This is a genomic window from Salmonella sp. NW884, assembly GCF_051700745.1.
GTDB classification, from domain to species: domain Bacteria; phylum Pseudomonadota; class Gammaproteobacteria; order Enterobacterales; family Enterobacteriaceae; genus Salmonella; species Salmonella enterica.
This window is the reverse complement of sequence record NZ_JAMMDE010000005.1, coordinates 1-18,881: the sequence shown is the minus strand read 5'-3', so window position 1 is coordinate 18,881 and position 18,881 is coordinate 1. Positions and strand designations below refer to the sequence as shown.

Sequence of the window (18,881 nt, the reverse complement as noted above, 5' to 3'; positions counted from 1 at the left end):
AAAAAACCGCCGAAGCGGTTTTATTTTTATTGTTTCCAGACCTTTTGTCTGGCCTCTTCAAGGTATTCTTCATCAGTTTTAGGTGGAGGTGATCCAGCTGCCAAATCACTGCCGCAGTGTTTACATTTAATGGCTTCGCTTTTGATTATCTCAGCACAGAACGGACATTTCTTCATACCCTCGTTTTCAATTAAGTCTTTTTCTTCAGCAGCAACATCCTTCTTTATTACAAGAGAATGCACGAAAGCAATAATAAACAAGAGGGCACCATACACCCACCAGGCAAAGAAAGAGCGGCCTTTGCTATGAGCAATCAAGGCCGGAATTAAGCCGATGACAATTGAAACAAGTAAAATTTCCATATTTTTGGTCCCAGAATAATTAGTCGAACAAATCCTAATATTTTCTGGGCTAAATGTCACTGCGTCGCAGCTGTAAGCGCCGCCTCAAGCCCGGCAAACGGGTCTGCACCTTCTTCATCAGGATCACGCTGCCAGCGCAGCAGCATGTCGCTCATCGTGGCTTTTGCACCTTGGGAATTGAACACAGCCGTTGCAATCTGCGCCGCCTGAATGTCTCCCCGGATATCACCTATTGGGCTGTGTTTATCAAATTCAGCCCAGAGCCTGAGCTCACTGGCAGACATGGTATCCCGAAGCTCTGATAGCGTGCGCCCCATGCGGAGCGCAAGCGACATCAGAAACCGCATGCCGGGCTGTGCTACTTTCCCTCAGCTTCCTTCGGGTCAGTGGTCAGATTAAGAGCCTGGCGCAGCAACCGCGCATGAACAGGGCCATACACCGCTTCAACATCGGCAAAATCATTTTTGCTGAATACCGGTTCACCCTGTTCGTCAAACAAAACATCAATAAACAGTGTGACATCTGCGCGGAGATTGCGGTTCGCACGTTCTGACACGGACAACTCACCATCAGTATCACCAGGTTTAATCACGTCCTGCCAGTGCAACCATGCTTCTGCTGATGGTTCCCGAAGGACAACCTTCACACCATCCCATTCCGGAACAGTAACATCAGTATGACGAAATGCTGACGCTCTGGACAGTGCCAGTTCTTTAAGACTCTTAGCCATTTTTTATCCCTGATTAAAGAAGATGAGTTATGCCACCGTTACTGTGCAGGTTGATGAGGTAACTTTTCCGGCAGGCGTGGAGGCGTCAGTAACCTCACAAACATAATCACCGGCATCACCTGAGGCAGTGTTTGCCTTGTTGAACGTTGCAGTCGTCTCCCCACTAACTGCGCTACCGCCCTTCTTCCATACGTAGGAATAAGGTGTGGTTCCTCCCGCTGCCACTACCGTCAGTGATAAAGCTGATCCAGATGTTACGGATTTGGTATCAGGCAGATCGGTGGTAAGGCGCAGCGCGTTATCAATTTTCGTTGGCTTACCTTTCAGACGTAGCGAGAACGTTGCAGCCACAACGCTGTTTGTACCTGATGACCAGGTGTGCTGGCGAACTTCAGCCAGGAACTGGAAGCCGATCCCTGAAGGGAAAATGATTTTGAAACCGTATGTGGTGTCGTTGTCATAGGCTTCACGCAGAGCATCCTGTGCAGGGTTTGAATAAAAGTTACCTGACAGAGAGATTTCTGACTGCGCACCCAGTCCGTTAATATTTTCCTGCTCAGTAGAGCACAGGGTCGTAACGTCAATATCCTGTTTCTGACCACCAGTGAACTGCACCTCTTTAATCGTGCACTGAAGATCAAGGTAGGAAGCATCATCTGCCGTTTCTGACGTTACAGGGGCAGAGGTAATCTGAATCTTCGTGCCCTGTGATTTTTCATAAAGTGAGGACATGACTGTCTCCTGAAATAAAAAACCCGCCGTAGCGGGTGGGATGGTTTAGGTTCGATCAGACAGTGACCTGAAATTCGAGCGTCGCTCGGTGATAGCGCAGATCAGGCTCATAGCCAGTTGTTTTCACAATACCTGCAGGCTTCAGCACCTGCAGGGCGTCAAGTGCCAGATTCATGATCGTACGCGCTTCTGTGATGGTGCTGGAATAGACATCGACCTGCACCGAAACAGATGACTCTGCCTGGCCGCAGAGAACGTCTGCGGCCACGTCGGTAATAATCGAGAAAATTACCCAGGGCGGCGAGACTGAAGGCTTCCCGTCACTGCCGAGCGGTGCAACGTAGGGATAAACCTGCCCTCCGGCCAGCGGTGCCAGCAGAGGATAGAGATCGTCTTCCGTCATTTGCTTAATGCCTCGTCAATGGCCTGGTTCATGCGCCTGATCGCGACCTCTGTCGCCTGCTCCTGGCGGACGTCAAACGCGGGACGAATGAAAGGATGTGGCGGCATGTTGGCCGTTCCCATTTCAACGAATCGCCAGTAAAAGGCGTTTCTCGGGTTATTCGCCTTCATCGTGTTATCGCTGTTACCGGTGCGCGGGTTAACGCCACGAATATGGACGCCGGAAGAAATCTCCCCGCGGCGGCGGCTTTTTTGGGTCACCACCACCACGTTTTTTTTCAGTTTTCCGGTGCGTACCGGTGCACGTGCGATCACTTCTTCCTTTAGAACTTCTGCCCCGGCGCGCGTGGCATCACGCAAAACCTTGTTGTTTTCAGCGCGGCTAAGTAACTCCAGGTCTTTTGCTATGTCATTCAACCCGGAAAAATCGAGGCTCGTCTCAATCATTTTTCAGCTCCCAGCTTGCACAATATCTCCAGGCGTTCCCCCTTTTCATCGGGGATGGGCGGGCCTATAACGTTAAGAGTTTTGCCTCGGTATGGCCCACTCTGAACCTTTAGCCTGGATGCCGCTGTTATAGTTTTTCCCGATTTTCCGCGAACCCATACCCTGACATCAGCCTGAGCAATTTCGGCACCGGCAGACATTAATTCTCTTCCGCTCCGTCCCCTAATATCTGCGCGGATGGTTTCCCCATCTTCCCATGTTTCAACGGGCTGTCCTGAATCGTCACGTATATGTACGGGGTTTTGTATCATTAGAATTTGTATGAGCTTACCAGCGGATATAGCCATGATGCCCTCAAATAATTGTCGGAAGTCGAAGGTCATGAATTAAAAACGACACAGAAAAAGGAAGCTCTCCATGCAGTAAATCTTCTTTTTCAGCCAGATCAGGGTTTCGGTACAGCATGCCCACCAGACGCATCGTAGCGGCCTTCATCCGGCTTAGCGCTTCACCTTCGATTAACTTTCCTGTCTCATCAACGACCTTGTCACGGCTTCCCTGAATAAAAGCCAGTAACACGGAACTGGCTTCCTGTATTTTTTCCTTAAGCGGGCCGTCGTCAGCATCATGATCAATATGCAGGTGTTCCTTAATCTCAGAAAGTGTCACAAGTTCAATCATGTTTTATCCCTCCCGTCGCGGCCCCGCTTGGCTGCCAGCGTCCAGCCTTTCGAGCCAGCCTCACCCGGCTTGTCCTGCGTCCGATCGTCGCAGTGCCACAGAGAGCCGCCCCATGTAACCGTGTCGCCAGGCAGATATTCCTGACCGGATTTGAATACGCCCTGATAAATCATTACAGGCACGTCAAAGGATTTGGTTTCACTGGTGCCACTGGTGCGGTTAACCGTCAGGGTGAAGGTACGCTGCTCAGAATGCTGTATATCAATGCCCGCCACGCCATCAACAAGACACTCCCAGCCGCGCATGCCATGGGTTTTCTCGTAAGCGCGCCACAGGCCGCCGTTATGCGTTGCATAGCTGCCACGCGGGTAGCTTTTCCCCTCATCAATGAAAGGTAGAATCTCCAGCGACAGGGCGTCCCGGCCATCTTCACCATCCCGCCCCGGTTCCGGAGGGGGCAGCAAAGTGACCGCCTCACGAACCAGCGATTTCACATCTGGAAATTCCGGAATGGCCGAGGAAACAAGCTCCTGAATCATCGGCTGCACGTCATCTGCCGTAACGCTTTTTCCATCCTTAGGTACCGGGATAGCAGCTACCGCATCGCTGACAGCGTCTTCAACTGCCTGTTTAAGTATCGCCGGATCGTAGTCTTTGCCGTCCTTCGGCACAGGAATTTCACCGACGGCTTTGCTGACCAGCTCCTGAATCAGCGGCTGGACATCGTCGACCGTGACACTTTTACCGTCGCGCGGTGCCGGGATAGCAGCTACCGCATCGCTGACCATGGCGGCAATATCCGGCAGTTCTGGTGCTGTCGGTGCTGGTAAATGAGCGATGGCCGCCTTCACCATACTCTCGATGTCGGGATCGGGTGCATTGCTGATTTCTTCAACCTGCTTTGCGAGTCTGGTTAGCTTTTCTTCATATTCCTCTCGCTGCGCCTGAAGGTTTTTACTGAAGCTGTCACGCATTTCAGCGAGAACCTGACCGAATTCCTCGCCGAGCACCTTTATCAGGGATAGTTCGCGTTCGTTCATTTTGTAAGAAATCCTCTGATCATTGCTTTGGCCGCCGATTGCTCGGCGTCGGTTAAAGCCTTTCCTTCATTTGCGGAGGTTGAAGACTGTGACGAACTGCTTTTACCGAAGGGATCATCCGAAGCATCACGGCGCGCCAGCGCCTCAAGGCTGAAATTCTGCTGCTGTAGGTAAAGAGAATCACCGCCAGCCAGCGGGGGAAGGTTCTCACTTTTTCGCGCTTCGTTTGGTGTGAGGATGGTATTTTTCACCCCCTCGCCCAGGGATTTGATACGGCGTTCACTGTCCATACGCAGCAGCGCATTAACGTCAAACTCAGTTCCTGTATCGCCTTCAAGCTCAAACGCTTCATCCAGCAGCAATTCGATGGATTCAATCAGGGACTGAAGACACTGCGAGTAATACTGCTGATCCTGTGCCTCAATATTGTCATGTGTCGGCAGCTCACCGATGCCAACCTTATAAGCTGGCACGTGAAACACGGAACAGACAATCTGCGCGGTCATGCGGAGCTGTTCGACAGTCTGCGCATCAGCAGCTGAGACCGTACGGGGAACATATTTCGCACCATTGCTCAGAATGGCGGTTTTACCCGCATTTTCCCCGGTATAACCAGTATCCCAGTTTTCTTTGATCTTCCTGGCGTTCTCTTCCGTAATCGAGCCCGGAACCTCGATAACGCCGCTGGGTTTCCCGCCATTGCGGAAAAAGTACGCCGAGCTTTCCTGAATATGGTGACCCTGCATTGCAGCCATACCAGCCGCATAAATCGGGGAAAGACCAATAAGGGGATGGAACAGACAGTTGAAACGATCGTGAATAACCTCTCGTGCCGGTACTGTCACAGTTGAATCAATGCCCGCCATGTTATCCGGGTTGATCTGGTAGAAGACAGAGCCATCATCAGCTACCAGTGGCGTGACCTTGTTCCAGTCCAGCAGCCTCAGCTCAGTTATTTCACCGCGATTGTTCCGGATCTTGAGCGCAACGGCATTACCTTCGCACAGCTTGGAATTCAGCCAGTGCTCAAAGAACTGGATGCGGTTCTGAAAGGCATTTGGCCGGGAATATAGCGCGGCTATCTTCCCGGTTTTAATTTCCCTCCGGACGCCATTTGAATCCTGCTTCATCAGGCGCGGAGGCATTTTAGCGATATCACTTGCGATCAGAGATATGCAGGAAAACACAGCATAATAGGAGAGAACCGTTTTGGGCTTAATTTCCATGTTCTGCTGCCAGGCCCCGGCGTAGGGTTCATGGACATAACTGAACATAGGTGTCCAGCCCCCGCGGCTGACAGGCTGCTGTAGATTTTTGACTTGCCCCTCTTTTCTTCGGAAAGGATTCCACATTAGCCGTTCTCCGCTTTACGCTTATTCTTCCTCACCCTGGTAGTTACCTCGGTGAAATATTCAGCCTTGCCAAGCAGCACCAGCACCCTTGCGCACCGTTCGTCCACGGTCTTTACGTCTCCCGTAACAGAGTCATGTGTGCGTTGCAGATATCTGATTTTTGCCATTCTAATGGCGGGGATCCCCCCGCCCTCCTTCGGTAATTAGCTGCCTGCGCCAGCGCCGTAGTTGACGCCGGAAATCACCGCTACTGCGGCAGTACGGCGACGCTTCCAGTTGATCCAGCGCTCGGCACGAATAGCCACGCTGTTCGTCTGGAACATGGAAACCAGCTCGGTACCCGTTGGTGTAATGCTGTCACCAGCCGGATCGCTTTCCATTTCCAGAGACGCTTCGCGGGACATATCGACCGCCACGCCACCATCATCAGCGAGGTAGATATCCGGTGCGTTTACCAGCACCAGCTGGTTGCCAACGTACTGAGACACAATCACTGGAAGGCCCTGGAAAGTACCGCCCAGCAGGGTCATTTCCGGGTACTCCTTCTGGCCCAGCGCATTCTTGCGCATGGACAGTGCCAGTGCCGTAGTACTGGACATCAGCCAGACAGCACCGTTCGGCTGAAGGTTGGCCGCAACAAACACGCCAAATGCCGCAGCCGCGTCGTCATCCGGGTTTCCGGTAGACGGGACGGCGGTAATGCCGTTGGTAATGGATGCCGGAGAGACGTTGGCAACCTCAGCTTTTGATGGGCTGATGAAGTCCGTATCAAGACGGGCAATGACCGCTTCGGCAAGGGCGTTACGCACCAGAGCATCTGCTGCCGGATTGGAGAATCGGATCAGCTCATCGGTCAGGACCGCAATGGCTGCGACTTTGGCGAAGCTGAACGTGATGGACTCAAAGTCGAATTTGGTCAGCGGTTTGGCCTTACCCTGACCTACCCAGCTTGCAGATCCGCCGGAAGTTTGTGCCGGAATGCGAATGTTGAACGGGACCTGACGCAGGGCAGGAATACCACCCTGACCGAAACGACCGATAATGGTCTGCGGGCGGAGGAATTCAACAAAATCATTTGCGTATTCCTGATACTCCACCAGCGCACCAGCCCACTGAGGATCGGTCGTTGTGCCAGCACCAACAGCGGCTTTCAGCACATGGTGAAGTTTCGCATCATCCGGGTACTGCTTACGTGCAATTTCCAGCGCTTCAGAACGGCTGCCGTTTGCCGCCGCCAGTGCCTTGGCAAAACGGGCAAAGGCGATACCTTTCTCCAGATTTTGCTCAACGCGAATGATCCCCGGTGCGTTTGCCTTAACGGTGGTGACTTCGCCACTGGCAGCTTTAGATACCGGTTTTGCAGTCGATGCAAGATTGCTTTCCATGTCGCGCAGTCGCTTGAGGTGCGCATCAACGGATTTAATTTCTGCGGACGTGTTGTCGTAGCTCTCTTCTTCTTCAGCGTCCAGGGTGCGTCCCTCTTCAGCCGCCTTTGACATCACTTCATCGAGTGATGCGGCAAGCGCTGCACGCTTCGCTTCAAAGCTCTTGATTTGTTCTGCGATATTCATCGAATTGGTTCCTTTTTTGGTTTTGGGTGCTGTAGCGCCAGCGGTTTTAGAGGTTTTCACTACCGGTTTCTCATTGCCTGACGCGGCGAGAAACTGGCGGTCGAAAGATTTAACGGTCTGGATGGAGCATTCGGCATTGGCCGGAATGGTCACCGCCGAGACCTCAAGCAGGTCCCAGGACAAAAAGCGAATACCGCCTTCATCCAGGAAGGAATACTCAATTGGTCGGAACCCAATCGACAGGCCTCGTACCAGCCCCGCCTTAATCGAAGCCCAGGCTTCATCAAGACGTGCGATCAGCTGTGATGGCATGTCGGAGGTTGGTTTCACGAGTTTTGCGGTTATCTGCAACCCCTCTTTCACCATTTTTGGCGTGCAGGTGCCAATAGGCTGAGAGCGGTCGTGCTGCCAGAGGAACGGCGTATCGCTACGGAATTTCGCCCCCTCCGGCTCCATAATGTCACCGTCACGATCGGGAGACGGTGTTGAGGCGATGCCGGTGATAATCCGCTCATCCTCATTTACCGACTTAACCGTCATGAGGGTGCAGGCGCGTTTAAGCGTCATTTGCTGGCCTCCAGAAATGAAAAAACCCGCATGCGCGGGCCATTAACTGACGTGTGTGTTAAACGAAAAATACCTGGTAGTCTTTTTTGACCGGTTCGGGGTTAAGGGCCATTAACGTAACGGCGTTGAATATGGCCATCAGGGGATCAATTTTCCCCTTCCCGCTGGCCTGTTTGGTAATGAGAATGGCGTTACCCTTAGGCTCAACCCTTGCATTACTCACGCACCAGGCCATCAGAGGCTGGCCGCCATGAAGCAGAACACCTTCAGCCAGCTTGCGCTCAGCTGTCTTAATGGCGCCGCCGAGTTTCCAGCCCTGGCTGACCCCGGTTACAGCCTCATCAGGAATGCCTGCTTCACTGAGCGCATCAAGAATTTGCCCTACCTCAGAGGGGTCTATTCCAATTTTATCCAGCAGTTCGGCTTCATAAATCCGGCTGACATACTCTGCAACCTGCTCGACATCCTCGCCTACCCGCTTAACGATCGTCAGGTCACCGGCCCTCTCAAAATCCTTTAATTTTGAAATTTCGCTCTTTCGCCTTTCCAGGGCGATGGTATGTGCCCATGCATGGCACCAGCATAACCACTCGCGCGTCTCGCGATCGCGCCCGATAACAGCCAGGCCGAGAAGGTCATCGAGACCACCGCCATCGATACCAACTGTGACCACCTCAGAACGGCGCAGAATATCGTCAAAAGTGACGCGCCTTGCCTGTTGCTCCCAGAAATCTGCCCCTGCCCATCTGTCAGCGCGCAGGGCGAGACCGATTTCAACGTTGGCGTGCTTCGACATAAAGCCACGGAAATCTTCTTCCCCGGCCTCTTTCGCTTTGTTGTATTCACGGTATAGAAACTGCTCGTCTACGGAGTAACCCAGGTTGGGGTTAACCATCGCGAGGTTATCCAGAAGAAGATGCTCACCGCTGGCAACCATTTCCGGTGGATGCTCAAATATCACCGGAAGAAAATGCGGATCGTGAATCTTTCCGTCGCGAACGTCACGGGCGTATTGCAACTTCTTCTTAAACACACCTGCCGGCGGTTCGTTAGACTGCGTGGTGGTGTACATCACAAAGCCTTCCGGTCGTGATGCCATGCCACCGACTGCCTCACGCAGCATATCTTCGGAGTTATGTTGCTTACCAAAAAGCCACAACTCGTCAATGAGCGTGCCGACAGATTTAATCCCCGAAACGGTGTTGGGGTCGGCGGCCACCACTTTCAGCGTCGTGTCCGTTCCCCTGTGGGTGATGGTCCTGATGTGTGTCTGAACCTGGCAGAGGTCATCCAGATCATCATCCCGCTTTACCATGTCGCGCGCCGGGTTAAAGGCGTTTGTCGCCACCTCTACAGTCGGTGCGATGATGGTGTATCCGGCAGCCTGACGCCAGTTGAGCAGCAACGCCGTCATCATGATCCCGGCGGCCAGCGTAGACTTGGAGTTTTTTTTGGGGATGAGCACAAACACTTCTGTAATGTGCCTGCGACCGGTTTCGGCATCATAGGAGCCGAACAGCGCCGCAACGAGATCGAAAACCCACTGTGCGCAGGATTCACCGAACGTTGGCGAGCCTGGGGCATCAACAATTTTCAGTTGCCTGAAAACGTTCAGGGCTATTTCAGCCTGCTCCGGGTAAATCGGTGCAGGAATAATAGACTGGCCCTTCTTCAGGCGCTCCGCCCAGTCAGGGCAGGCAGTTGTCCATTCCGGCATTATGTATTCCCGCGATTGTTAACCACCAGTTTCGGTGGTTGCTGAATGGCAAACTTATTGGCCGCTTTTTTGGCAGCCTCAGCTTTTGCATCTTTCTTACCGCCCTCACCTTTCTTCTGATGCATATAAGGCAGCATGGCCTTCGCAGCATCTTTCCTGGTTTCGATTTCGTAACCAACGTTGTTCATAACCGATTTCAGGAAGTCGAGAGGATCTTCATACTCACCGGCGGACGATGCCGCAGGAGGTCGTTTTTCTTCAGGCGTGTTTACTGCTGGGGTATAAACATTCCTGCGATACGCAGGTTCGTCATCCACCTCAACTTTTTCTCGTTTTTTTCGCTCAATAAACGCGATGACCTCCGGGTCTTTAGCAAGCTGCGACCCCTTGGAACGCGCGGATTTTTCAGAATATCCCGCCTTTATAGCCGCATCCTTCTGAGACATCCCGGACATCAGCGCGAGAGCATATTTCCGCTTCTGCGCTGTTAACATGTTTACACCCTCCAGAGGGGGATTTTTTCTGCGAATGAGAGGGGGGGCGGTGTCCAGGGCGATCGATGTTTACTCTGGATGATACCCCCCCCGGGGTTGGCAGGCATCAGAGCCCTACAAATCCTGATGTCTGATTGTCTTCAGGCACTTCATGCTTCAGGGCCAGCTCATCAGGCTGTCCGGTGGCAACTTCACGTGCAGACTTACCTGCGTGACATTCAGTGCAGAGTGTCCACAGGTTGCGTTCGGAGTTATCGCCTCCGAACTGAAGAGCAATGCGGTGGTCGAGTTCGCTGTCAGTCAGATCGACAACCCGACCGCACATGCAGCAGTGACCACCATCACGCGCGTAGATGCGACGCTTCAAACCCACTCTGGCACTTCCGCTTATGCGGCGTTGTTCACCGTAAACCGGCTTGATGCGACGTGTATCAATGGCTTTCAGGCGTGGCTTTAACGTTGTGAGCTTAGACATGTAACCTCCACGCCCGACGGCGTTCTGTCCGTGGCGCTGAGTCAGGGTGACGTTCAACAGGTTCACCATCTGCATGATCCACCAGCGAGTAACACGGATAAACCACAGCGCCGCCATAGGCATCACCAACGGCATAATCAGCTGGCTTGCTGCTGTCCCATCGGGAAATGACTCGTTCGATATGCTGAGGGGGTACGCTATAGCAAACGCCGTGTATAAGCCGCTGAAGCGTGATGAAATCAGCCTGAGTCTTATCAGCAACAATCAGCCGCTCAGCTATCTGCATTTGATACTGAGGTGGTCGGCCAGTACCCAGGTAGAAACTCACCAGCGATTCTGGGAAGCGGTTAAGCCATTCACTAACCTGCTCAATAAAATCTGGAACAGGCAATGCGTCATCTTCGATTATCACTACCCGGCAATCCTGCCATGATGCCCATTCAAGCGCGCGGAGATGATTCCAGTTTGCGCCATGGTTACCGTCATCAATAAGCAGATGGACATCCAACATCGCAGCGAGACGTTGCGCATGTCCTAAGCGGGTGTGATGGCTGACCACCACAAACTTAAAATCTGTCTGCATCATTATGGGTAAACACCTTATTACGGGCTCGTCGTGCAGCTTCAGCAGCCTCCTCAAGATCATCGAAGAAGCCTACACAGTGCGCCTTTCCGTTGTGGCTGTAGCACGCATGCCACTTTCCAACCTGAGGATTCCATCTAACACCGCGCTTTCCAGATGAGTTCCTTGTGATAGCGGGACCCTCTCGGTTTTCGCTGTTTTGCTTTGGAGTTACGAGCCTGAGGTGAGAGGGATTGACGCATAGAGTGTTATGACACTTATGGTCAACGAGCATGCCAGGCGGAATGTCACCATACTTCAGAAACCAAGAAAGGCGATGAGAAGACCAAAAAAACACGACCTGCAGGCGTTCTCGGCCCCGCTATTTTCCCGTATATCTGAGGTTTGATATGTCTTCCGCCCCCTGGTTGAATGGTTGCGCCGAGCCAGATCCAGCACTCATCGTCACCACGCTTATCAACCTTTTCCCAGAACCTTTCCTCAATCGGTCTTTTTTTAGGCACAGGAACACCTTCCATGAAAAGGAATAAAGAAATTTAATAGAGGTTACTTATGGCGCCAGAAAGCTACTTCCTTACCGATACCATCAGTCTTAAACACTGTGTGGATGCGCGGGCCGGTGACAATGCGATCGCCAAATGACTTCGCGACAATGCCAAAAGCGATCATGTCACCCACCGCAGCGCCAGCCTGCTCTTTCTTCCAGAAGCGATAACTCTCGATCCGGTAGTAAAGACGGATGATGCCGTGAGCGAACGCCATTACATCAACGCGGCTGCCACCCAGCAGGCCAGCGTTAAGCATCACATTATTGCGGTGCGCTTCAATGAACTCCTGATAGATGCGCTCCGGATGATTCTGCTTTGCCCAGGTATCGGCGTAGGTCTTTGGTTCTGAACCGACGTACACCTTCCCGGGCTCCATTTCTTCCCACGGTGCGCGAAGCATTTCGACATCGGTACCATCAGTACACCAGACGAACCGGTATTCAGGGTGATCTCGCAGGTGCTGCCAGATGTGCAGCCATCGCCGGAAATAGACATTCATCTTCACGTCAGGTACGCGATACAACTCAACATCTGCTGGTGCCGTCAGTAATTCATCCACCAGCGCGATACGGCCACAATTCCGAAGTGATGAGGCCCATTTAGCCAGCATGTCAGGCGAGGCCGCCATTTTTGTACCGCGCTGCGGGTCAGGCTGACTGGTAAGCAGCGTTGTGATAACCACGTCTCGCTGCTGGCGGTATTCAACGTAACCAGTAACCCCGGCATCACGCCGTTCGTTGTGGATCTTCACGTTACGTTCCACCAGCGCCTGTCGGTCGGGACGCGGTACCGAACGCTCTACGGCTTCATGCTCATCGAGAGAATGGATTAGCTTTTCTGAACCGACCACATCACCGTAAGCCCACGTAGTCAGTCCTGCGTTATGGATGCGCAAGGCGAGATCGCTGTGCTCGTACATGCCGCGACCATAAACCGGATCGAAACCGCCAACCTTCTCGATAGCGCTACGGTGGTAATACAGCATCACGCCGCGCTGCCCGGTGTAAGCGATGTGCTTATCATCCCGGTACAGGACCGCCATATCCTTCAGCTTATTCGTTCCTGCCAGATCGAGAAACTGATAAGCCAGGTGCGGCTCGGGTGATTCAATGTAAGGCAAGTGCCAGTTATCAGCGATGGGCCAGGCGTCATCGTCCCACAGGAAGAGATGCTCACACCCGGCGTCCATTAGCGCGGTTAAACTGGCGTTCTTCGATGCAACAATGCCAAGTGATGTTTCATGGCGACGCAACTGCACTCCGTCAGGTACTACGGCGGCAGGTTGAGAACCGTCGTCGATAACCACCACCAGCGACCCGGCGGGCAGATGTTTAATGTGCTGCTCAATGGCGCGCGTTAAAACGTCTGGCCGGTTGTGGGTAGTGATGGCAATGCCAATCCGTGATGCTGAAGCGCAGGCAGGAACAAACGGGACACCATCAATAGTGACCTGCATAATTTCTCCATCGGGGTTTATTGGCGTTGGATGATTACTCGCCCGTAAAAAGATTGCCGCTTTACTTCGCCATTCTCTGCCGTTATGTAACCGCGCCCATCGGTCACGGCGGCAATCACTTCGCCTTTTTCATCATCAGCAGTAAATACGTGCTTAACTTCAACGCCATCGATATAGACTTTATATCGTTCCTGAGCGAGATTAATTTTCCGCCCCGGATCGTCATCCAATACAGTGATACGCATACACCCTCCCTCAGAGTCCACTCGACCGTGTATTCCAGAGGATGCCGCCTGGCTTGAGCGCATTGCGAAGAGCGTCGTTCACCGCTTCGTGCATCGCCTGTTGCAAGCCAACTACTGAAGCTGTTTGCGCATCAATCTTTGCCTGGAGGGCTGCGAACAAATCGCTTTCGCGTACAGCGGAGATAATGGCTTCGCACATCTCATCATTGAGGCTGGTTTTGGTGGCATTATTACCATCAGCGGGATTAGCCTTATCATGACTAATTGCTCCATGGAAGCCACCAAAAGACAAACCAACATTGAATGTCGTCTTTTCATTATTGCTGGCTGATTGAGCGGCTTCATGCACCTTATAGCGATCGGCCAGAAACTCAACCTTGCTATTCTCACCTTCAACACAGAGGGTCATGCCAGCTTCGTGCGGCTTGCCTTTGCCGGCGACGTTTAATTTAACGCTGTAGCTCTTAGACAATACGGCATCGTCGATCTTCGCATCGGTAACGAACACCTCGCCGTTATTAATAATCAGCACCCCGTTCTTTTCGAAAGTCCAGCCATCTTTCAGGACTTTGAATGCATCGCTATTACGGATTTTGTCATCCAGTTCGTCAACAGCCTGTTGTGCGCCTGATGTGTCCAGCTCAACACGAAGCTTCATTGTGCGTACCAATGGTGCGCATGAGTCATCAGGTACAGATGGTCCTTTATCATCCACTAGCGCTTGCGGACGCTTATTTACCGTGACAGAGGAGGGAAAGTACTCTGGGATACCATTCACCTCACGGCGTGCGCCCCACGCATCATATTTTGCCGTGCCAGCAGCGCTTTGTAGTTCGATTCCTTCATCGGTTTCGATAACGTGAAGGCTACGCATTGCATCTTTTAGGCTTAAAGTTTTTTTCATGTTTACTACCCTTTTAGACGTGAGCCTGTCGCACGGCAAAGCCGCCGAAAGTAATCGGTTTGCCCAGGCTCACAGCTGAAAGACTTTCTTTGATGTGCGCGTGCGATGCGCGGAAGTGTTATTACCAGCAGTGGGAATATTGACTGTCTCGAAGTTCATCTGACAGTTCATTGGCGGTAAAAGCGATGGCCATCTTCTGTTCCCTGCTGAACGACGGCCATAGATGACGTAAGGATTCGCTAAGATGATACTGCCAGTGCTCTTCGCCACTTAATTCTTCCCAGCCAGCAGGAAGTAGGCAAAGCCCGCGCCCGTAAAGTTCCTCTTCTGGGGTAAGGGGTGGGAGTGGCTCAGCCTTGGGTGCTGTATTATCGCCAAAATCTCCGATAACTATTTTCCCGCCACCAGCCATATTGACTGTTACGCCAACTTCACTGATCTCAATTGTTCCGCCCACACGCTACCTCTCTATATACTGGAATAGAGTGCTCATCTGCCCACGAGCACTAGCACACCCAACAAAGGAATGATTTATGAATAAGAAAATTTTCAATGACATGGTTCTGCTTAACGAACAAACATGGGAAAGACTATCTTCGATAATGCAAAGTGAAGACGACATAGGTGTAGTCTTGCGCCTCCACCTGGTAACCGAGAAAATTATTGAAGCATGGTGCTGTGCGGCATCAAACAACGTTAATTTTTTTGATGGTTTCGGCGAAAACCTAACTATGTCATACGCGGCAAAACTCAAGCTAGCTACAAATTTTGGTTTGAATGAATTTTCTTACCAGGAGCTTAAAGTCGTAAACAAAATCAGAAATGCACGCTCTCATCAAATTGATAACTCAGAAATTACCGATGAAGAAATAAATAAATTAATCACCCACATAAGCAAGGGTGACCAAAGAGAGCTAATTGAAAACCCCAAATTTGGCATTCTGGTTGGTGATAAAGGAATACATCTCAATGAAGAAGGTATTTCAAACCGTGAAAAGTTCATTGCTTCTATTGCTGCTGTGATTCTGAGGATTGCCAAACAAGCTAACGACAGCGATAAATTTATAAAACTACTCTAACCATCCATTTTACAGCAGGCATTCACTGAGTGCCTGCTGTAATGCTGATTACACCTGGTGCGTAACCGTATTATTCCGTAAAACTCCGTCCTTCAGGGCGTGGAGGATGTCAACAAGCCCATCCGTAGATGGGCTTTGTAATGGCTACTTCGCTTTTGATTCCGCTCGCTTACGCCGGCGCTCTTCTTTCCTCTCGGCTTTTGCCATGTCCATGAATGCCTGCATGATCGAGTTCCGCATCATGTAGCTAACAAAGTGATGATTGACACAGCCGTTGAGGCGCAGCTGCTCGCCAAACTCATCCACCGAGGCCAATGCTTCCATCATGCCCTTCTCACCTTTCATGAACTCTGAGAAGTCGCGCCCCGCTCTGGAGGCGCATTCAATGACACGATCACTCATCCCGGAAGCCCTGGGATCGTAATCTGCAGCTGGTTAGCCAGGGAGTTAATCTCGGCGACCAACACTGGCTTCGTATAGCGCCATGCCGCCAGCCCTTGTCCACAGAAGCTCGCCATATCTTTTTTCTGATCAAACTCATGACACTTCATATTGAGCTGCGCACTTAAGCTGTTCCGATGATGAAGCTCTCCGGTGAAGTAGTCATCGAGGACTTTATAGGCTGCATATTTAAATCCAGGGTTTAGCCATGCTGCGTAATCATAAGCAACGAACTTTCCGCCATAAGTTCCACCGTGCACACCGCGTTCCGTAAAAACCACAGATTCGTGGTTTTTCTCCAGCTAGGCTAAGAACTCTTTGGTCTGCTTGTTTCTCAGGTAGTGGTACGGCGATTCAGATTCACTTTTACCACTAGCTTTCCACATGTCAGTGAGGCAGATCATTCCTGATTCATCAACACGGATCGGTGTATTAAAAAGCGTGATTGCTTTCATAGCGTCTTTACCTTTTAGAAAGTGAGCCTGTCTCACAGAAAAGCCGCCCGAGAGAGGTCGCCACCTATAACGGCAATTCTCAGGCTCGCTTACTGAAAGGCTCTCGTTGATATGCGCGTGAGATGCGCGGTGAAATACCGATACAAAAACGCCCCGCATCGCGAGGCATTTTCCTGAAAGTCACTTGTCAAATTTCTATGCGAGGGAAATTATTTAAGGCATTGCGCCCTGATGTACTCCTGAAGCGTTCTCAGTGCTGTTTGGTCACTGATGATTCCGTCCCGGATACCGAGAACGTTTCGTCCAGCAACTGGAGAGAGTTCGACGGTGGCATCATTGCCCATGCCGGAGGCGCTGGAGGTTTCGGCTGAGGATGACACAGGGCATTTTCCTTTGACGAGCACCCTACCACCATTATCAAGCTTGCGCCGAAGAGCATCATTTTCAGCTTTCGCATCAGCTAATTCCTTCGTGTATCTGGCGTCGAGCGCAGCAACATCATGCTGACGCTTCGTCATGTCGGTAATTGTCGCGTTCGCCAGCGCCAGCTTATGAGTAACGGTATCGCGCTGCTCTTTGTATTTCACGGCGTTACCGTGGTAGTGGTCGGTAGTCCACGCCAGCACTGCGGCCACAATCAGCAACGAGATTATTACGCCAGTGGTTATGCGGTTCATGTTACCACCAACGGATTTGCCCTATCAGATAGCCAATAGCAGCGACAAACAGTACCAGCCAGATCAGGATAAATTTCCAGTTTGGTAATTGTTCAATCATTAGTCGCAACTCCCTAATCAGTTTGCTAATATCAATCACAGGTTCTCCCTTGCCTTCATCAAGGTGCAGAAACAGAAAACCCCGACTGTTTGCAGCAATCGGGGTTTTCGCTTTTATATCCTTCGTAAATCAGAAATCGGCAGATTTTGTGTTATCCGCCCGCGTGGCGCCACGGCATTTTTTAGTGAAATATTCTATAAAATGATAATACCTGCAAATATAAGCCAGCCCCAGCCGTCATTCCCACTGATCGCAACTGCCGCCGCCATCAGAAAACATAATGCTGATACATCACGCTTACTCATGGTCAATCCCCCAGCACGCCAACGCGCTTTCCTGGTCTCGTCGCTCTACCTGACCATAGCACCCATTTTTCTGGCCTTTGGTCAGACGACAATCGCGGCCACCGTCTTTAATCCACCAGCGAATAGCTTCACAGGCTCCTTTACGGTCGCCAGCATTAATTCGCTTATAGAACGTAGACGGGAAACATTTTCCTGGGCCGATGTTGTAAGGGCAGAAAGAAGCAATACCTGCTTTCTGTGGTTCCGTCAGCGGCACTTTAATATTGCGCTCCACCCACGCCAGCGCCCTGTCACGTTCAATAGCGTTAACCTGGTCGCATTTCGCCTTTGACAGCGTCATGCCCCGAACAACGGGTTTACCGTCCACCTTTGTGGCACCGCGACAGATGGTCCATATGCCGGAGCCATCTCGGTATGCCGTGGTGTGGTTGCCTTCTTTTTCGTCCAGAAACTGGTCGAGAATCACTGACGCAGACGCACCGGCAAGCACCAGCCCCAGAACGGCAGCACTTAACTTTGTTTTTGTCGAGACCATAGTTATTTTGCCACCTCACCAGAGATGCGTTTCATTGCCTCTGTTACGACCTCAGCCGCTGCTGGGCGATCTCGACCTGGTTTAACGGCCACATCAGCAAGGTACTTAGCCAATAACTGCGTTCTTTTTTTCTCTTCATCAAGCCGTTCACGTTCTTCTTTCCGCTTCGCGTAGTAGGTCTTAATGGTGAAATAGGCCGAGATCAGAGCGCCAAGGATAAATACATAATCTTGCAAACTCAGAACAGAAAAAAAACCAAGCAGCCCTGACCACCAGTACGGCATGTTATGTCCATCGGTTGGGTTCATACGTTGCATATCCGCACCTCCGTAATCGGGGCGCTGTGTGAAGTAAGAAGGCCGCCCGGTGGATTAACGACAAAACTCAGAGGGATTATTCCGGACGGCACAAACAGAAAAGCCCCGGCAATCACCGAGGCTTAAATTGTTGCCGGTTACCGCTCCGGCGCGATCAGCAAAAGCTATCGCGGTATCAGATTGTGGTCCTGCCTGTGTGAGCTTTGCGGTCGGCTGGAACATGTAGACTCCGCATCACTCCCCGCACTTTGTCTTATTGGCGTCGGGAATCCATAAAAGAAAACCCCGCCGAGGCGAGGTTCTTAATTCTTGTAACGTCACAGGCATAATAACCCATCGTTGGAATCAGGTTAGCCATTTTCCGTTAATTTTGCAATAGCTAAATTATTTTGGTCATCGAGTCACGTTTCCCAGCACCTTTTCTGCATAAGATTCCTCAATATGGCAATGCTCCACCAGCCGATCGAAAAACAGTTTATAGTTGTACCGCCATACCATTTCCGTTACTCCCAGCGCTTTAAAAATTTCGGTATCTTTGAGACGTGGGTAGCCCCTTCCCTTGCATCTTGGGCATTTTTTATAAACCGGTACGCCCTGCAACTCAGATTTTTTCTTATCGAGAATTTCTCCGCGCCCCCGGCAACGACATTCATTTTTCACATGGCC

The 18,881-nt window shown here is 51.5% G+C and carries 28 protein-coding genes; 1 reads left to right on the top strand and 27 read right to left on the bottom strand.

Annotated features, from left to right (window positions below):
* Window positions 1-26: 26 nt before the first annotated feature.
* The 20 genes from NA197_RS12505 to NA197_RS12410 all read right to left on the bottom strand — a co-directional run bounded on the left by NA197_RS12505 (window position 27) and on the right by NA197_RS12410 (window position 14,763).
* Window positions 27-362, bottom strand: a complete 336-nt coding sequence (locus NA197_RS12505; protein ID WP_000404385.1) for a zinc ribbon domain-containing protein — start codon at window positions 360-362, stop codon at window positions 27-29.
* A gap of 56 nt (window positions 363-418) precedes the next feature.
* Complete coding sequence (locus NA197_RS12500; RefSeq protein WP_001211645.1) at window positions 419-709, bottom strand: phage tail assembly protein T; 291 nt, start codon at window positions 707-709, stop codon at window positions 419-421.
* 11 nt (window positions 710-720) lie between these two features.
* Entirely contained in the window at window positions 721-1,092 is a 372-nt protein-coding gene (locus NA197_RS12495; protein WP_001129939.1) for a phage tail assembly chaperone, read from the bottom strand.
* 27 nt (window positions 1,093-1,119) lie between these two features.
* Window positions 1,120-1,824, bottom strand: a complete 705-nt coding sequence (locus NA197_RS12490; protein ID WP_438796693.1) for an immunoglobulin domain-containing protein — start codon at window positions 1,822-1,824, stop codon at window positions 1,120-1,122.
* A gap of 55 nt (window positions 1,825-1,879) precedes the next feature.
* On the bottom strand, window positions 1,880-2,227 hold the full coding sequence (gp17, locus tag NA197_RS12485; protein WP_058800908.1) for a tail completion protein gp17: 348 nt from the start codon (window positions 2,225-2,227) through the stop codon (window positions 1,880-1,882).
* Complete coding sequence (locus NA197_RS12480) at window positions 2,224-2,673, bottom strand: HK97-gp10 family putative phage morphogenesis protein (protein WP_058800907.1); 450 nt, start codon at window positions 2,671-2,673, stop codon at window positions 2,224-2,226. The genes gp17 and NA197_RS12480 overlap by 4 nt, the downstream gene beginning before the upstream one ends.
* Window positions 2,670-3,020: a phage head closure protein gene (locus NA197_RS12475; protein WP_058800911.1), complete on the bottom strand. Its 351-nt coding sequence runs from the start codon at window positions 3,018-3,020 to the stop codon at window positions 2,670-2,672. Before NA197_RS12475 ends, NA197_RS12480 begins: the two co-directional genes overlap by 4 nt.
* Before the next feature lie 7 nt (window positions 3,021-3,027).
* Complete coding sequence (locus NA197_RS12470) at window positions 3,028-3,354, bottom strand: head-tail connector protein (RefSeq protein WP_049017487.1); 327 nt, start codon at window positions 3,352-3,354, stop codon at window positions 3,028-3,030.
* Window positions 3,351-4,394 (bottom strand): hypothetical protein, encoded by a 1,044-nt coding sequence (locus NA197_RS12465; protein WP_058800906.1) that lies wholly within the window; start codon window positions 4,392-4,394, stop codon window positions 3,351-3,353. The genes NA197_RS12470 and NA197_RS12465 overlap by 4 nt, the downstream gene beginning before the upstream one ends.
* Window positions 4,391-5,746 carry a phage portal protein gene (locus NA197_RS12460; RefSeq protein WP_058803862.1) on the bottom strand — a complete coding sequence of 452 codons (1,356 nt, stop codon included), beginning with the start codon at window positions 5,744-5,746 and terminating at the stop codon, window positions 4,391-4,393. The genes NA197_RS12465 and NA197_RS12460 overlap by 4 nt, the downstream gene beginning before the upstream one ends.
* A 203-nt stretch (window positions 5,747-5,949) precedes the next feature.
* On the bottom strand, window positions 5,950-7,884 hold the full coding sequence (locus tag NA197_RS12455; protein WP_058800042.1) for a phage major capsid protein: 1,935 nt from the start codon (window positions 7,882-7,884) through the stop codon (window positions 5,950-5,952).
* Window positions 7,885-7,942: 58 nt separating this feature from the next.
* Window positions 7,943-9,604, bottom strand: coding sequence for a terminase large subunit (locus NA197_RS12450; protein ID WP_024152330.1), 1,662 nt, complete (start codon window positions 9,602-9,604; stop codon window positions 7,943-7,945).
* The gene (locus NA197_RS12445; RefSeq protein ID WP_000954404.1) at window positions 9,601-10,095 is read right to left on the bottom strand and encodes a terminase small subunit; all 495 of its coding nucleotides are present in this window, start codon (window positions 10,093-10,095) and stop codon (window positions 9,601-9,603) included. The genes NA197_RS12450 and NA197_RS12445 overlap by 4 nt, the downstream gene beginning before the upstream one ends.
* Window positions 10,096-10,201: 106 nt before the next feature.
* Window positions 10,202-10,570: an HNH endonuclease gene (locus NA197_RS12440; protein WP_023231022.1), complete on the bottom strand. Its 369-nt coding sequence runs from the start codon at window positions 10,568-10,570 to the stop codon at window positions 10,202-10,204.
* The gene (locus tag NA197_RS12435; protein WP_024148404.1) at window positions 10,563-11,156 is read right to left on the bottom strand and encodes a hypothetical protein; all 594 of its coding nucleotides are present in this window, start codon (window positions 11,154-11,156) and stop codon (window positions 10,563-10,565) included. The genes NA197_RS12440 and NA197_RS12435 overlap by 8 nt, the downstream gene beginning before the upstream one ends.
* Window positions 11,137-11,490, bottom strand: a complete 354-nt coding sequence (locus tag NA197_RS12430; protein WP_042782225.1) for an HNH endonuclease signature motif containing protein — start codon at window positions 11,488-11,490, stop codon at window positions 11,137-11,139. The genes NA197_RS12435 and NA197_RS12430 overlap by 20 nt, the downstream gene beginning before the upstream one ends.
* Before the next feature lie 209 nt (window positions 11,491-11,699).
* A complete protein-coding gene (locus NA197_RS12425) occupies window positions 11,700-13,157 on the bottom strand; it encodes a glycosyltransferase family 2 protein (protein WP_058800043.1) in 1,458 nt (485 codons plus the stop codon).
* A gap of 17 nt (window positions 13,158-13,174) precedes the next feature.
* A complete protein-coding gene (locus NA197_RS12420) occupies window positions 13,175-13,402 on the bottom strand; it encodes a hypothetical protein (RefSeq protein WP_001223372.1) in 228 nt (75 codons plus the stop codon).
* Between the two features lie 10 nt (window positions 13,403-13,412).
* Entirely contained in the window at window positions 13,413-14,306 is an 894-nt protein-coding gene (locus NA197_RS12415) for a phage tail tip fiber protein (RefSeq protein ID WP_371062087.1), read from the bottom strand.
* Window positions 14,307-14,427: 121 nt separating this feature from the next.
* Window positions 14,428-14,763: a hypothetical protein gene (locus NA197_RS12410; protein WP_000509527.1), complete on the bottom strand. Its 336-nt coding sequence runs from the start codon at window positions 14,761-14,763 to the stop codon at window positions 14,428-14,430.
* 76 nt (window positions 14,764-14,839) lie between these two features.
* On the opposite strand from NA197_RS12410, the gene NA197_RS12405 reads away from it, so the two are divergent.
* Window positions 14,840-15,385: a hypothetical protein gene (locus NA197_RS12405; protein WP_001034848.1), complete on the top strand. Its 546-nt coding sequence runs from the start codon at window positions 14,840-14,842 to the stop codon at window positions 15,383-15,385.
* Window positions 15,386-15,529: 144 nt separating this feature from the next.
* Here NA197_RS12405 and NA197_RS12400 read toward each other — a convergent pair whose 3' ends face one another.
* From NA197_RS12400 to NA197_RS12370, 7 genes are all read right to left on the bottom strand, one after another.
* Window positions 15,530-15,787, bottom strand: a complete 258-nt coding sequence (locus tag NA197_RS12400) for a hypothetical protein (protein WP_001283924.1) — start codon at window positions 15,785-15,787, stop codon at window positions 15,530-15,532.
* Window positions 15,784-16,107: a DNA-binding protein gene (locus NA197_RS12395; protein WP_058800044.1), complete on the bottom strand. Its 324-nt coding sequence runs from the start codon at window positions 16,105-16,107 to the stop codon at window positions 15,784-15,786. Before NA197_RS12395 ends, NA197_RS12400 begins: the two co-directional genes overlap by 4 nt.
* A 21-nt stretch (window positions 16,108-16,128) precedes the next feature.
* Window positions 16,129-16,212 carry a hypothetical protein gene (locus NA197_RS12390; protein WP_234696397.1) on the bottom strand — a complete coding sequence of 28 codons (84 nt, stop codon included), beginning with the start codon at window positions 16,210-16,212 and terminating at the stop codon, window positions 16,129-16,131.
* Window positions 16,213-16,490: 278 nt separating this feature from the next.
* Window positions 16,491-16,958: a lysis protein gene (locus NA197_RS12385; RefSeq protein ID WP_058800046.1), complete on the bottom strand. Its 468-nt coding sequence runs from the start codon at window positions 16,956-16,958 to the stop codon at window positions 16,491-16,493.
* A 397-nt stretch (window positions 16,959-17,355) separates the two neighbouring features.
* Window positions 17,356-17,898, bottom strand: a complete 543-nt coding sequence (locus NA197_RS12380; RefSeq protein ID WP_000255147.1) for a lysozyme — start codon at window positions 17,896-17,898, stop codon at window positions 17,356-17,358.
* A gap of 2 nt (window positions 17,899-17,900) precedes the next feature.
* A complete protein-coding gene (locus tag NA197_RS12375) occupies window positions 17,901-18,215 on the bottom strand; it encodes a hypothetical protein (RefSeq protein ID WP_001189445.1) in 315 nt (104 codons plus the stop codon).
* A 393-nt stretch (window positions 18,216-18,608) separates the two neighbouring features.
* Window positions 18,609-18,881 (bottom strand): antitermination protein Q (locus NA197_RS12370; RefSeq protein ID WP_438796692.1); only part of this gene is annotated, 273 nt, incomplete at its 5' end.

Bases quoted from the DNA above. Each gene is read 5' to 3' on its own strand.
- NA197_RS12505 (WP_000404385.1), bottom strand. From the start codon at position 362: ATGGAAATTTTACTTGTTTCAATTGTCATCGGCTTAATTCCGGCCTTG.
- NA197_RS12500 (WP_001211645.1), bottom strand. From the start codon at position 709: ATGCGGTTTCTGATGTCGCTTGCGCTCCGCATGGGGCGCACGCTATCA.
- NA197_RS12495 (WP_001129939.1), bottom strand. From the start codon at position 1,092: ATGGCTAAGAGTCTTAAAGAACTGGCACTGTCCAGAGCGTCAGCATTT.
- NA197_RS12490 (WP_438796693.1), bottom strand. From the start codon at position 1,824: ATGTCCTCACTTTATGAAAAATCACAGGGCACGAAGATTCAGATTACC.
- gp17 (WP_058800908.1), bottom strand. From the start codon at position 2,227: ATGACGGAAGACGATCTCTATCCTCTGCTGGCACCGCTGGCCGGAGGG.
- NA197_RS12480 (WP_058800907.1), bottom strand. From the start codon at position 2,673: ATGATTGAGACGAGCCTCGATTTTTCCGGGTTGAATGACATAGCAAAA.
- NA197_RS12475 (WP_058800911.1), bottom strand. From the start codon at position 3,020: ATGGCTATATCCGCTGGTAAGCTCATACAAATTCTAATGATACAAAAC.
- NA197_RS12470 (WP_049017487.1), bottom strand. From the start codon at position 3,354: ATGATTGAACTTGTGACACTTTCTGAGATTAAGGAACACCTGCATATT.
- NA197_RS12465 (WP_058800906.1), bottom strand. From the start codon at position 4,394: ATGAACGAACGCGAACTATCCCTGATAAAGGTGCTCGGCGAGGAATTC.
- NA197_RS12460 (WP_058803862.1), bottom strand. From the start codon at position 5,746: ATGTGGAATCCTTTCCGAAGAAAAGAGGGGCAAGTCAAAAATCTACAG.
- NA197_RS12455 (WP_058800042.1), bottom strand. From the start codon at position 7,884: ATGACGCTTAAACGCGCCTGCACCCTCATGACGGTTAAGTCGGTAAAT.
- NA197_RS12445 (WP_000954404.1), bottom strand. From the start codon at position 10,095: ATGTTAACAGCGCAGAAGCGGAAATATGCTCTCGCGCTGATGTCCGGG.
- NA197_RS12440 (WP_023231022.1), bottom strand. From the start codon at position 10,570: ATGTCTAAGCTCACAACGTTAAAGCCACGCCTGAAAGCCATTGATACA.
- NA197_RS12435 (WP_024148404.1), bottom strand. From the start codon at position 11,156: ATGATGCAGACAGATTTTAAGTTTGTGGTGGTCAGCCATCACACCCGC.
- NA197_RS12425 (WP_058800043.1), bottom strand. From the start codon at position 13,157: ATGCAGGTCACTATTGATGGTGTCCCGTTTGTTCCTGCCTGCGCTTCA.
- NA197_RS12420 (WP_001223372.1), bottom strand. From the start codon at position 13,402: ATGCGTATCACTGTATTGGATGACGATCCGGGGCGGAAAATTAATCTC.
- NA197_RS12415 (WP_371062087.1), bottom strand. From the start codon at position 14,306: ATGAAAAAAACTTTAAGCCTAAAAGATGCAATGCGTAGCCTTCACGTT.
- NA197_RS12405 (WP_001034848.1), top strand. From the start codon at position 14,840: ATGAATAAGAAAATTTTCAATGACATGGTTCTGCTTAACGAACAAACA.
- NA197_RS12400 (WP_001283924.1), bottom strand. From the start codon at position 15,787: ATGAGTGATCGTGTCATTGAATGCGCCTCCAGAGCGGGGCGCGACTTC.
- NA197_RS12390 (WP_234696397.1), bottom strand. From the start codon at position 16,212: ATGTGGAAAGCTAGTGGTAAAAGTGAATCTGAATCGCCGTACCACTAC.
- NA197_RS12385 (WP_058800046.1), bottom strand. From the start codon at position 16,958: ATGAACCGCATAACCACTGGCGTAATAATCTCGTTGCTGATTGTGGCC.
- NA197_RS12380 (WP_000255147.1), bottom strand. From the start codon at position 17,898: ATGGTCTCGACAAAAACAAAGTTAAGTGCTGCCGTTCTGGGGCTGGTG.
- NA197_RS12375 (WP_001189445.1), bottom strand. From the start codon at position 18,215: ATGCAACGTATGAACCCAACCGATGGACATAACATGCCGTACTGGTGG.